Annotated in this window: 12 protein-coding genes; 5 read left to right on the forward strand and 7 right to left on the reverse strand. The window is 69.4% G+C overall.

Translation table 11 applies throughout. The annotated features are described in order from the left end of the window. Positions 1-12 precede the first annotated feature (12 nt). The gene (locus tag AVR91_RS31670) at positions 13-1572 is read right to left on the reverse strand and encodes an acyl-CoA synthetase (protein ID WP_063272987.1); all 1560 of its coding nucleotides are present in this window, start codon (positions 1570-1572) and stop codon (positions 13-15) included. Positions 1573-1625: 53 nt separating this feature from the next. Between AVR91_RS31670 and AVR91_RS31675 the strand changes: the two genes are divergently transcribed. Genes AVR91_RS31675 through AVR91_RS31685 form a run of 3 tightly spaced genes read left to right on the forward strand, consistent with a single transcriptional unit; the run spans position 1626 to position 4878 of the window. Beyond that, complete coding sequence (locus tag AVR91_RS31675; protein ID WP_063272988.1) at positions 1626-2654, forward strand: Zn-ribbon domain-containing OB-fold protein; 1029 nt, start codon at positions 1626-1628, stop codon at positions 2652-2654. Between the two features lie 8 nt (positions 2655-2662). Then, positions 2663-3718, forward strand: coding sequence for a thiolase domain-containing protein (locus AVR91_RS31680; RefSeq protein WP_063273000.1), 1056 nt, complete (start codon positions 2663-2665; stop codon positions 3716-3718). Beyond that, positions 3715-4878: a thiolase domain-containing protein gene (locus AVR91_RS31685; protein ID WP_063272989.1), complete on the forward strand. Its 1164-nt coding sequence runs from the start codon at positions 3715-3717 to the stop codon at positions 4876-4878. The genes AVR91_RS31680 and AVR91_RS31685 overlap by 4 nt, the downstream gene beginning before the upstream one ends. A gap of 94 nt (positions 4879-4972) precedes the next feature. On the opposite strand, the gene AVR91_RS31690 is transcribed toward AVR91_RS31685, so the two are convergent. Genes AVR91_RS31690 through AVR91_RS31705 form a run of 4 tightly spaced genes read right to left on the reverse strand, consistent with a single transcriptional unit; the run spans position 4973 to position 8312 of the window. After that, a complete protein-coding gene (locus AVR91_RS31690) occupies positions 4973-5173 on the reverse strand; it encodes a PASTA domain-containing protein (protein ID WP_063272990.1) in 201 nt (66 codons plus the stop codon). 16 nt (positions 5174-5189) lie between these two features. Then, positions 5190-6212 carry a YhjD/YihY/BrkB family envelope integrity protein gene (locus AVR91_RS31695; RefSeq protein ID WP_063272991.1) on the reverse strand — a complete coding sequence of 341 codons (1023 nt, stop codon included), beginning with the start codon at positions 6210-6212 and terminating at the stop codon, positions 5190-5192. Positions 6213-6260: 48 nt separating this feature from the next. Further along, positions 6261-7049, reverse strand: coding sequence for a transglutaminase-like domain-containing protein (locus AVR91_RS31700; RefSeq protein ID WP_063272992.1), 789 nt, complete (start codon positions 7047-7049; stop codon positions 6261-6263). A gap of 36 nt (positions 7050-7085) precedes the next feature. Further along, positions 7086-8312, reverse strand: coding sequence for a cytochrome P450 (locus tag AVR91_RS31705; RefSeq protein WP_063272993.1), 1227 nt, complete (start codon positions 8310-8312; stop codon positions 7086-7088). Between the two features lie 243 nt (positions 8313-8555). Between AVR91_RS31705 and AVR91_RS31710 the strand changes: the two genes are divergently transcribed. Beyond that, positions 8556-9719, forward strand: coding sequence for a steroid 3-ketoacyl-CoA thiolase (locus tag AVR91_RS31710; protein ID WP_063272994.1), 1164 nt, complete (start codon positions 8556-8558; stop codon positions 9717-9719). A 3-nt stretch (positions 9720-9722) separates the two neighbouring features. Here the strand turns inward: AVR91_RS31710 and AVR91_RS31715 are convergent, their stop codons facing one another. Then, entirely contained in the window at positions 9723-10208 is a 486-nt protein-coding gene (locus AVR91_RS31715) for a pyridoxamine 5'-phosphate oxidase family protein (RefSeq protein WP_063272995.1), read from the reverse strand. A 40-nt stretch (positions 10209-10248) separates the two neighbouring features. Then, positions 10249-11094, reverse strand: coding sequence for an SCO6745 family protein (locus AVR91_RS31720; protein WP_063272996.1), 846 nt, complete (start codon positions 11092-11094; stop codon positions 10249-10251). 63 nt (positions 11095-11157) lie between these two features. Here AVR91_RS31720 and AVR91_RS31725 point away from each other — a divergent pair, with 63 nt between their 5' ends. After that, positions 11158-12033, forward strand: a complete 876-nt coding sequence (locus AVR91_RS31725) for a GNAT family N-acetyltransferase (protein WP_063272997.1) — start codon at positions 11158-11160, stop codon at positions 12031-12033. The last annotated feature ends 89 nt before the right edge of the window (positions 12034-12122 follow it).

Raw genomic sequence — 12122 nt, forward strand, 5'->3', positions numbered from 1 at the left:
CCTCTGGATGCGTCAGGGGACGCGGTGGCCTTCCCAGTACGGGTCGCGAAGCTTGCGCTTGTAGAGCTTCCCGTTCGGGTCGCGCGGGAGTTCGGGCAGGTAGTCGACGGAACGCGGGAGCTTGAACTTCGCCAGCCGCGACGCCGCGTACTCGAGGATCTCCGCGGTCAGCTCATCGGAGGGCTCGACACCGTCCGCGGGCTCGACGACGGCCTTGATCGCCTCGCCCCAGTCCTCGTGCGGGACGCCGAACACGGCGACGTCGGCGATCTTCGGGTGCATCACCAGCTCACCCTCGATCTCCGCCGGGTAGATGTTGACCCCGCCCGAGATGATCAGATCCGCCTTGCGGTCGTGCAGGAAGAGGTAGCCGTCCTCGTCGAGATGACCGACGTCGCCGAGGGTGAACAGGTCCCCGACTCGCGCCTTGTCCGTTTTCGCCCGGTCCTTGTGGTACTCGAACTTCGAGTCGCCCATCTTCATGTACACGGTGCCGGTCTCGCCGGCGGGCAGTTCCGTGCCCTCGTCGTCGAGGATCTTGATCGTCGAACCCGGCCACGGCAGCCCGACCGAACCCGGTTTCTTCAGCCACTCCTCGCCCGAGATCGCCGTGCCGCCACCTTCGGTGGCCGCGTAGTACTCGGTGACGACCGGGCCCCACCAGTCGAGCATCCGGCGTTTGACCTCCAGCGGGCACGGGGCGGCGCCGTGGATCATCACGCGCAGCGAACTCAGGTCGTAGGCCGCGCGGACGTCGTCCGGCAGGGCGAGCAGGCGGCGGAACTGCGTCGGGACCATGTGGCTGTGCGTGACGCGGTGCCGCTCGATCAGCCGCAGCATGTCCTCGGCGTCCCAGCGGTCCATCAGCACCGCGGTATGGCCCAGCTGCAGGGAAATCGCGACGAAGTTGAGCACGGCCGTGTGATAGAGCGGCGATCCGCACAGATGCACGTGGTCGTCGTGCGGCGCCAGCCCGAAGATCCCGAAGAACCACGTCGACGCGGCCGGCACGGAGTCGGGGTCGGCGCCGGTCAGCGGCCGCCGGACACCCTTGGGCCGCCCCGTGGTCCCCGACGTGTAGAGCATCGGCGAGCCTGCCGTGCGCCGCTCCGGACGGCCGTCGCCCTCACCGGAGCCGAGTTCCTCGATCCGGCGGAAGCCGTCGACGTCGCCGACGGCGAACCGGCCGCGTTCCGGGATCCCGGCCTCGTCCGCGGCGGCGATCGCGACGTCGGCGAACCGTTCGTGCGCGAGGAAGGCCTTGGCACCGCTGTCGGACAGGATGTAGGCGACCTCCGGCCCGACCAGATGCCAGTTGACCACCACGATGTACAGGCCGGATTGGATGGCGGCGAAATAGGCCGCCACGAGCTCGTCGCCGTTGGGCTGCAGGACGACGACCACGTCCCCGGCCTCCAGCCCGAGGGCCTGCAGACCCCGGGCGTACGCGTTCGCTTTCGCGGCGAGGTCGCCATAACCGATCGAGCGGCCGTCCGGATCGACGAGCGCGACCCGCTCCGGCTCCTGTGCGGCGATGTTCCAGACCCCAAGTGTCCCGGTGGCAGTCGACATACCCGCGAATCTAGAACGCGTTCCACTCAAGAGCAACCGCCAGCCAAGCCGAGATGACCGATCTTGCCGAGAAATCGAGAACATGTTTCACTCAGAACGTGAGCGCACCTGAACTCCCGCTGTCGGCCCCGCTCAACGTGGGCTTCGACTACACGCGTTCGGTCGGCCCGGTACTCGGCCGGTTCGTCGACGCCCTGCGCGAGCGCCGCGTCGAAGGCGTCCGGGGCAGCGACGGCCGTGTCCACGTACCCCCACTGGAGTACGACCCCGTGACCGCCGAAGCCCTGTCCGAGTTCGTTCCGGTGGCCTCCGAGGGCGAGATCGTCTCCTGGTCCTGGATCGCCGAACCCGTCGACGGCCAGCCGTTGTCGCGGCCGTTCGCCTGGGCGCTGATCCGCCTCGACGGCGCCGACACCTCGATCCTGCACGCCGTCGACGCGGGCACGCCGTCGAATGTCCACACCGGACAGCGCGTGCGGATCCGCTGGGCGGACGAGACCGTCGGGCACATCCGGGACATCGCCTACTTCGTCCCCGCCGACGGGCCCGACACCGAAGCCACCGAGGCGCCTCCCCCGGTCGCGGACCGCGAGGAGGGCGCGCCGGTCAGCGTCGTGATCACACCGATCCACCTGCGCTACCAGCATTCCGCGTCACCCGAGGAAAGCCGGTATCTGCGCGGGCTCGCGGAGGGGAAACTGATCGGTCAGCGCTGCCCGTCGTGCGAGAAGGTCTACATCCCGCCGCGCGGCGCGTGCCCGACCGACGGCGTGCCGACCACCGACGAGGTCGAACTGCCCGACACCGGCATCGTCACCACGTTCTGCATCGTGAACGTGCCGTTCCTCGGCCAGAAGATCAAACCGCCGTACGTGGCCGCGTACATCCTGCTCGACGGCGCGGACATCGCGTTCCTGCACCTGGTCCTCGGCTGCGACGCCGCCGACGTCCGGATGGGCATGCGGGTCCGGGCCGCGTGGAAGCCACGGGACGAATGGTGGACCTCGCTGGAGAACATCGGTCACTTCGAACCGACCGGCGAACCCGACGCACCGTACGAATCCTTCGCCCACCATCTGTGAGGACCACCGTGCCAGATGTAGCAGTCGTGGGCTTCGCGCAGGCCCCCAACGTCCGCAGTACCCCGGGCACCACCAACGGCGTGGAGATGCTGGTGCCGATCTTCGCCGAGGTCTTCGAGCGCACCGGTCTGTCCAAAGAGGACATCGGGTTCTGGTGCTCGGGTTCCTCGGACTACCTCGCCGGCCGCGCGTTCTCGTTCATCGCCGCGGTCGACGCGATCGGTGCCTTCCCGCCGATCCACGAGTCGCACGTCGAGATGGACGCCGCCTGGGCGCTGTACGAGGCGTGGCTGAAGATCCGGATGGGCGAGGTGGAGACCGCGCTGGTCTACGGCTTCGGCAAATCGTCGGCCGGGCAGTTGCGGCGGGTGCTCGCCCTGCAGATGGATCCCTACGTCGTCGCGCCGCTGTGGCCGGACTCGGTGAGCGTGGCCGGGATCCAGGCGCGGCTGGGGCTCGAATCCGGGCTGTGGTCGGAAAAGGATCTCGCCGAGGTCGCCGCGCGCAGCCGCGCGGACGCCGCCGGCAATCCCGCCGCGCAGATCTCCGGGACGGTCGAGGTCGCGGAGCTGCTCGACGCCCCCTACTTCGCGGATCCGTTGCGGGCCCACGACATCGCGCCCATCACCGACGGCGCCGCCGTGCTCGTGCTCGCCTCGGCGGAACGGGCGGCGGACCTCGTCGACAGTCCCGCGGTGATCACCGGGATCGAGCACCGGGTCGACTCCCCCGCGCTCGGCGTCCGGGACCTCACCAAGTCGCCTTCGACGGCGGCCGCCGGGCGGGCGCTCGATCTCGACGGCGTCGAGGTCGCCGAACTGCACGCACCGTTCACCCATCAGGAGCTGATCCTGCGTGAGGCACTCGGCCTCGGCGACCAGGTGCGGATCAATCCCTCCGGCGGCGTCCTGACCGGCAATCCGATGTTCTCCGCGGGGCTGGCGCGGATCGGCGAGGCGGCGAACCGCGTCCTCGACGGCAGCGCGCGCAAGACCCTCGCCCACGCGACCAGCGGCCCCGTCCTCCAGCAGAACCTGGTCGCGACCTTGGAGGTCCTCTCGTGAAGCACCTCGCGGCCGTACTGGGAACCGGCCAGACGCACCACAAGGCCAAACGCACCGACGTGTCCATGCCCGGCCTGCTCCGGGAGGCCATCGACCGCGCGATGCTCGACGCGGGGACCGGCTGGGACGACATCGACGCGGTCGTCCTCGGCAAGGCGCCGGATCTGTTCGAGGGCGTGATGATGCCCGAACTGTTCCTCGCCGACTCGCTCGGCGCGACCGGGAAACCGTTGCTGCGCGTGCACACCGCCGGCTCGGTCGGCGGGTCGACCGCGCTCGTGGCGGCGTCGCTGGTGCAGGCGGGCGTGCACAAACGGGTGCTGACCGTGGCCTTCGAGAAGCAGTCCGAGTCGAACGCGATGTGGGGTCTGTCGATCCTGCCGCCGTTCCAGATGCCGGTGGGCGCCGGGGCGGGCGGGTACTTCGCGCCGCACGTGCGCTCGTACATCCGGCGGTCCGGCGCGCCTGACCACGTCGGTGCGATCGTCGCGGCCAAGGACCGCCGCAACGGCGCGCTGAATCCGTACGCGCATCTGCGGCAGTCCGACATCACGGTGGAATCGGTGCGGGCGTCGCAGATGCTGTGGGACCCGATCCGCTACGACGAGACGTGCCCGTCCTCGGACGGCGCGTGCGCGATGGTGATCGGGGACGAGGCGTCGGGCGACGCCGTACCCGGTGGCGCCGCGTGGATCCACGCGACCGTGATGCGCACCGAGCCAACCACGTTCGCCGGACGCGACCAGGTCAACCCCCAGGCGGGCCGGGACGCCGCGGCCGCGTTGTGGCGCGACGCCGGGATCACCGACCCACTGTCCGAAGTGGACGCCGCCGAGATCTATGTGCCGTTCTCGTGGTTCGAGCCGATGTGGCTGGAGAACCTCGGGTTCACCGACGAGGGGCAGGGCTGGAAACTCACCGAGGCGGGCGAGACCGCGCTCGGCGGGCGGTTGCCGGTCAACCCGTCGGGCGGGGTGCTCTCGTCGAACCCGATCGGCGCGTCCGGGATGCTGCGGTTCTCCGAAGCGGCCAAGCAGGTGATGGGCCGGGCCGGGGACTACCAGGTCGACGGGGCGCGGATCGCGCTCGGGCACGCGTACGGCGGCGGTTCGCAGTTCTTCTCGATGTGGGTGGTGGGGTCGGCGAAGCCCGGTTCCTGAACCACCGGCCGTGCGATGTCAGGAAAGGGTCGTTCACGACGTTTTTCGTCCTGAACGACCCTTTCCTGACACGCCAAACCACGCCGGCAACCCTTCAGCCGCGTTTGGCTTCTTCGACCTTGCCCCATCTGACATACAAGCGGATCCTGTTCGGGCGGTGGTCCAGCGTCAAGAATTCGTGGCGCTCCCGGTCGACCACCTGGACCTCGAACCCGGCGGCCTCACATATCGAGCGCGCCTCATCCACCCGCGAACCCTCAAGATCGGTCAGAGACGGTATCCGGGCACCCGGCATCGAATCCTCCTTCAGATCAGGGACGGCGGCGCGGCCGCAGGCGTTGCGCGGCCAAGGTCGCGACCACCCCGGTCACCGCGCCGACCAGCACCGGCTTGAGCCCGTGCCGATCGGGTGCCGCGACCACGGGCCGGACCACCACGGGCGGCGGCGGACGCACTGGGTCCGGCGGGGCGTCGCGCGCGGTCGCCGTCCAGGCCGTGACGAAAACCAGCATCCGCGCCACCAGCGAGATGAAGAAGATCAGACCGATGATGGAACCGAACGCGACCCCGGTCGGTGAGTTCCCGATCAGGCGCAGGTAGATCCCACCGGCCTGCTTCAGCAGTTCGAAGCCCAGCGCCAGCGCGACCGCGCCGCGCATCGCGCTGCGGACACCGACCGGTTTCCGCGGCAACCGGGTGAGCACCCAGAGGAACACGAGCCAGTTCGCCAGCAGCGCCAACGGAATCGAGATGGCCGACAGCACGTTGTGGCCCCAGGCGGTGTCGTCCACGCCGGCCAGCCCCAGCAGATACCGGCCGAGCGCGGACCCGGAGATGGTGATGGCGAACGAGACCAGCAGCGCGCTCGCGAGGCCGAGCAGCGCGAGCAGGTCGGCGGCGATCGTGCGCAGCAGCGGGAGATCCGATCGGTTCTGGCCCCACAGCGCGGTGAGCGCGTCCCGCAGCGAGTTCATCCAGTTCCAGCCGGAGTACAAGCCGATGATCAGACCGATGATCCCGACACTGGTGCGTTGCTCGACGAATCCGGTGAGCAGCTCCCCCGCCTTGTCACCGAGGCCGCCGGGCAGGGTGCCGGTGATCGCGTTCAGCATCGACTCGATCAGCTGCGGCTGGCTCGCCAGCACGAAACCCGCCACCGAAACCGCGACCATGAGGATGGGCACCAGCGAGAACAGGCTGAAATAGGTGATCGACGCGACGTAGTGGTAACCGCCGTACTCGACGTAGCGGTTCACCGCCCGCGCCACGTGGTCCAGCCAGCGGTGGCGGGCCCGCAGCCGCTGCCATTTCGTCGGTGCTTGCTTCTCCCTCACACGCCAATGTCTACCTCAGGCAAGTCACGGCTCGTGGGCAACACGCGATCAAGCGAGCGCGATCAGCCGCGAGCCGTCGTCCTCCGGCAGCGACGGGCCCGCGGTCGCCAGCACGGTGTTGCCGAGAAAGTCCAGCTCACAGCCGAGGGTGGAGAGGAACGCGGTGTCGGTGGCGTCCCGGCCGGTGGCGATCCGGCAGAGGCTCTGCCTCGGCGCGAGACCGGTGGCGTCGAACACATACCAGCGGCCGTCGATCGCGGCCTCGAACACGGCGTGGAAGTCCATTGGGGACAGTCCGGGCGCGTAGACGGCGGCGAACCGGGCGGGGATGTCCAGCACACGGCACAGCGAGATGCAGACGTGCGCGTAATCGCGGCAGACCCCTTCCCCGGCGAGGTAGGTGTCGACGGCGTCGTCGGTCGGCGAACCGGAACCGACCACATAGGACAGGTGCTCGCCCACGTGCCGGACGATCGCCTCCACCTGGGTGCGCGCGTCGGGCAGGCCGCCGAAGCGGGACAGCGCGAGCCCGCCCATCCGGTCCGAGGGACAGTACCGGCTGGGCCTGGTGTAGCGGATGACGTCGTCCAGGCCGACAGGTTCGGCATCGGCCGGGTCGAGCGTGCGTTCGGCCCGGTACCGAACCACGTGTTCACCGGGCGGCAGATCGACGACCTGGGCCCGGGTCCCGTGTTCGAACGCCACCTGGCGCGGCGGCGCGGGATAGGCGAACTCCTCTTGCCCGGCCCCACCGGCGAGCGCGATCACGAACGCGGCGGGGCCGGGTTTCGTGACCCGGAAGGACATTTCGACGTCGACCTGCACGTGGGGACCCATGGCCCCATGGTGCCCCACGGCCGCGGTCCCGGCCGATCAGGCGTAGCGGACCTGGTAGTGCTTGATCCCGTTGAGCCAGCTCGACCGGAGCCGGTCGGGCGGGGCGAGCTCGGCGATGTCCGGCATGACGTCGGCGATGGCGTTGAAGATCAGATCGATCTCCAGCCGCGCGAGGTTGGCGCCGATGCAGTAGTGCGAACCCGTGCCGCCGAAACCGACGTGCGGGTTGTCCTCGCGGAGGATGTCGAACTTCTCCGGCTGGTCGAAGTGGTCCGGGTCGAAGTTCGCGGAGCTGTAGAACATCCCGACCCGGTCGCCCTTGCGGATCCGCTGCCCGCCGAGTTCGGTGTCCCGGGTCGCGGTGCGCTGGAAGGCGACCACCGGCGTGGCCCAGCGGACGATCTCGTCCGGCGCGGTCTTCGGGCGTTCCTTCTTGTACAGCTCCCACTGATCGGGGTGATCGAGGAACGCCTTCATCCCGTGGGTGATCGCGTTGCGCGTGGTCTCGTTACCCGCGACGGCGAGGAGGATGACGAAGAAGCCGAACTCGTCCGACGCCAGCGATTCGCCGTCGACGTCGGCCTGCACCAGCTTCGTGACGATGTCGTCCATCGGGCACTTGCGGCGTTCTTCGGCCATGTTCCAGGCGTAGCCGACGATCTCGGCGGACGCGGCGAGCGGCTCGACCTCGTACTCGGGGTCGTCGTAGGCGACCATCTGGTTCGACCAGTCGAAGACCTTCAGGCGGTCTTCCTGCGGGATGCCGATCAGTTCGGCGATGGCCTGCAAGGGAAGTTCGCACGCGACGTCGACGACGAAATCGCCGGAGCCCTTCTTCTTGGCCTCGCTGACGATCCGCTCCGCGCGATCGCGCAGGGTGTCCTCGAGCTTCGCGATCGACCTCGGCGTGAAGCCCTTCGACACGATCCGGCGCAGCTTCGTGTGCTGCGGGGCGTCCATGTTGAGCAGGACCAGACGGTTGGCTTCGAGGCTGTCGTCGGTCATGTTCTCGTCGAACCGGATGATCGCGGTCTTCTCGCGGGAGGAGAACAGCTCGCTGTCCCTCGACACCGCCTTGACGTCATCGAGCCGGCTGACCACCCAGTAGCCGTCATCGCGGAAGCCCGCGGTGTTGTGCGGCTGAGGGTTCCACCAGACCGGTGCCGTACGGCGGAGTTCGGCGAACTCCTCCAGAGGCAGTCTGGTGGCGTACAGATCCGGATCGGTGAAATCGAAACCGGCGGGGATCAGGGGAGCGGCCACGGGCTACCTCCTACGCGGTTCGCCAATGAAACACGTTCTAGACCCGATTGAAGCATACGGCGTTTACCAAGTGAAGAGTTTCAGTGAAACCCGTTTACTCGACCCGCGTGGATCTTGCACTCCCTACAAAAAGGGGGAACGACGACCAGTGATCAAAATCCGGTCAACCCTGGGACGGCTTGCCCAAACCAAGAACGTGTTCTACTTTTCTCGGTAGTGAACAGTGTTTCCCAGGAGGCGAACGTGGGTAGTCCGGTGATCGTCGAGGCGGTCCGCACCCCCATCGGCAAGCGCAGGGGGCACCTGGCGGGGCTGCACGCCGCCGAGATCCTCGGCGCGGCGCAGCGCGCCCTGCTCGAGCGGGCGGGCGTGGATCCCGCGCTGGTCGAGCAGGCGATCGGCGGCGCCGTGACCCAGGCGGGCGAGCAGGCGGGCAACGTCACGCGCACGGCGTGGCTGCACGCCGGTCTCCCGGAGACCACGGGCGCGACGACCATCGACGCCCAGTGCGGCTCGGCGCAGCAGGCGACGCATCTGATCGCCGGGCTCATCGCGACGGGCGCTATCGACGCCGGGGTCTCATGCGGCGTCGAGGCGATGAGCCGGGTCCCGCTGGGCGCGAACCGCGGCGAGGGCATCGGCACGCCGAGGCCCCAGTCGTGGTCGATCGACATGCCGAACCAGTACGGCGCGGCCGAGCGGATCGCGGAACGCCGCGGGATCACCCGCCTCGACGTCGACCGGTTCGGGACCGAGTCTCAGGCCAAAGCCGCCGCCGCATGGGCCGCGGGGCACTTCGACCGCGAGGTCGTCGCCGTGAAGGCCCCCGTGCTCGGCGAGGACGGCACTCCGACCGGCGAGACCCGGCTGGTGTCGCGCGACCAAGGACTTCGCGACACGACCGTCGAAGGCCTGGCCAAGCTCAAGCCCGTCCTCGAAGGCGGCGTGCACACGGCCGGGACGTCGTCGCAGATCTCCGACGGCGCGGCCGCGCTCCTCCTGATGGACTCGGACCGGGCCAAGGCACTGGGCCTCAGGCCGCGAGCGCGGATCGTCTCGCAGGCGCTGGTCGGCGCGGAGCCGTACTACCACCTCGACGGGCCCGTTCAGGCGACCGAACGCGTCCTCGCCAAGGCGGGGATGACGATCGGCGACCTCGACCTCTTCGAAGTCAACGAGGCGTTCGCTTCGGTCGTGTTGTCGTGGCAACGGGTGCACCGGCCCGACGAGGCCAAGGTCAACGTGAACGGTGGCGCGATCGCGCTCGGGCATCCCGTCGGCAGCACCGGCGCCCGTCTGCTGACCACGGCGTTGCACGAGCTGGAACGCCGCGACGCGAGCACCGCGCTGGTGACGATGTGCGCCGGTGGCGCGCTTTCCACCGGCACGATCATCGAACGGATCTAGCGTCTAGCCCACGGCGACCTCGACCACCGGACCGCTGTCCGGCCTCGCGAGCCTTTTGAGCCCCTGACCCTCCTTCCAGAAGTCGAAATAGATAGTGTTGCCCTCGACCCAGGTCAGCACCGCCTCGGTGAGGTCGAGCCGGAAGACGTGAGCCTCCCCGTCGTCGCCCTGCAGGCGGGCGACCTCCGCCGGATCGGTGATCTCGACGGCCTTTCCCGACACCTTCGCGTCCGCGCCGCCCTCGTCGATCGCCGAGGCGGCGTGGATCGCGAACCTGCCGTCGTGCTGCAGATCCTTCGCCTTCATCGCGCCGATCATCGAACCGATCAGCAGATCCTGCTCACGAAAATCGACCTCACTGCCACTGCCCCTGGGCGAACCGTCCCGCCGGACCGTCGCCAGCACATGCGACTTCGCCGCGGTGAACCGCTCTTTGATCTTCTCCGCCAGCGCGGGTGCCTCTTCACTGAACTGCTGCCACGTCGCCATGTGCATCAGCGTCCCACCGGGGTCCGACAGTTTCGAGCCGTCAGGGCCGCGGCGCCCCCATCGGGTTCGGCAACGGGATCGCGCCGGCGTCGAAGATCCGGCGGCTCAGCGGGACGGCGATCCGCAGGACCTCGGCCGCCCCGTCCTCGCCCAAGGCGTCGAGCGGGCCGAGAGCGAGGCGGTCCGTTTCGTCCTCGACCCGTTGGCGCAGCTCGATTCCCGGGCCGGTGAGCCGGAGATCGGCGTCGAGGATCCCTCGTTCGGACAGCCGCGCGACACTCGCGTCCCACTCGTCGTCGGACCAGCCGCGGTTGATCTGGATGACCTCACGCGTCACCGCCCCGCTGCCGATATGGGTCAGTGTCGTGTCGAGTCCGCGCAGTCCGGCGGCGACGGCGGAAAGCACGTGGCCGTCCCCGCGATGCTCGCGCAGCACCGTCGCCGCGAGCCAGACCCGGCCAGCCGGCGTCGAGGGCCTGGCGACCGATGACCAGGCGGCGGCGAGCGGCCTGGCCGCGTAGTCGCAGCCGGTGACGGCGTGTTCGAGCAGATCGGCGAGGTCCCCGAGGGGCGCGTCGGCGGGAAGGATCCGGTTCAGGGCTTCCTCGACGGCGGCCATCCGGCTCCGGAGCACGACCGCCGGTTCGGCAAATTTCCACGCGTCGGGCAGGGAACGCGCGACCATCCTCGGGGCGAACCCGAAGAGCATCGCGGTCGCGGGTGGTTCCGGCAGCGGCCCGAGCGGCGCGACCCGGCCGGCGAAATAGCCCATCCACCAGCCCGGCAGGCCCGCCGCCTTCGCCGCGGCCGCGGTCTCCGGGGCGAAGTAGACGACGGCGTGCAGCGGCTCGACCGCTTCCCAGAGACGGCGCTGAAGTGACTTCACTCCCCCATCTTGCCCCGCCGAAAACCGGATGCGGCTCCTCGCGGCATCGTGTGTGATCGCGCCATGGTGATCAGCTTGGAGAAGCCGGGGACCGACGGGCTGGGCGAGGCCGTCGAGGCGCTGCGGGAATGGCAATCCGAAGGCGTGGCTTGGCAAGTGCATCCCGGTGACCTCGGCTGGTACTGGCGTAACGGCGCGCCCGCGGTGGCCGAAGCGGTCCGGATCTGGCGCAGGGACGGCCGGATCCTCGCCGTCGGTTTCCTGGACGGAGCCGACCTCCTGCGGCTCACGACCGCGCCGGACGTCCGCCGGGACGAAGAACTGGCGCGGCGGCTGGCCGAAGACGTGGCCGCGCCCGAACGTGGTGTCCTGCCCGCCGGAAAGGTCTCCGTCGAGGCGCCGATGGACGCGCTGCTCCAGGATCTGCTGCCCGGCCACGGCTGGCACGTCGACGAGGAAGAGCCATGGACGCCGCTGAGCCTCGACCTCACCGAGCCGGTGAAGGCTCCGGACCTGCGGATCGAGACGGTCGGAGCGGATCTGGCGGCCGACTGGGCCGACGTGATCGGGGCGGCGTTCGGCGGATCGACGTTCACCGCCGAAAAGTGGCGGACGATGGCGGCCTCGGCGCCGTACGCCGATGCCCGGTGTCTGCTCGGCTACAACGACCGAGGGGACGCCGTCGCGGCGGTCGCCGTATGGTCGGCCGGTCCCGGCAAGCCCGGGCTGCTCGAACCGATGGGCGTGCGTGCCGACCGGCGCGGCCACGGATACGGGCGGGCGATCACCGTCGCCGCGGCGGCCGCGCTCCGGGAGCTCGGCTCGTCGAGCGCGGCCGTGAACACGCCCAGTTCCAACGTCGCCGCCGTGACGACCTACAAATCGGGCGGGTTCCGGCCGTGGCCCGAGATCCGGGACCTGACGCGAGACGCCTCGTGAGTGGTGAGGTCCGAAGTCCGTGAAGGCCTCCTTGAGGGACTCTGGGTCCCTCAAGGAGGCCTTCACGGACTGGGCACACAGGCGCGGCG

Source organism: Amycolatopsis keratiniphila subsp. keratiniphila, from assembly GCF_001620365.2.
Classification (GTDB): Bacteria; Actinomycetota; Actinomycetes; order Mycobacteriales; family Pseudonocardiaceae; genus Amycolatopsis; species Amycolatopsis keratiniphila.

Excerpts from the sequence above, each read along its gene's own strand:
- AVR91_RS31690 (WP_063272990.1), bottom strand. The coding sequence starts at position 5,173 with ATGCCGGGTGCCCGGATACCGTCTCTGACCGATCTTGAGGGTTCGCGG.
- AVR91_RS31675 (WP_063272988.1), top strand. The coding sequence starts at position 1,626 with ATGACCGATCTTGCCGAGAAATCGAGAACATGTTTCACTCAGAACGTG.
- AVR91_RS31670 (WP_063272987.1), bottom strand. The coding sequence starts at position 1,572 with ATGTCGACTGCCACCGGGACACTTGGGGTCTGGAACATCGCCGCACAG.
- AVR91_RS31700 (WP_063272992.1), bottom strand. The coding sequence starts at position 7,049 with ATGGGTCCCCACGTGCAGGTCGACGTCGAAATGTCCTTCCGGGTCACG.
- AVR91_RS31715 (WP_063272995.1), bottom strand. The coding sequence starts at position 10,208 with ATGGCGACGTGGCAGCAGTTCAGTGAAGAGGCACCCGCGCTGGCGGAG.
- AVR91_RS31725 (WP_063272997.1), top strand. The coding sequence starts at position 11,158 with ATGGTGATCAGCTTGGAGAAGCCGGGGACCGACGGGCTGGGCGAGGCC.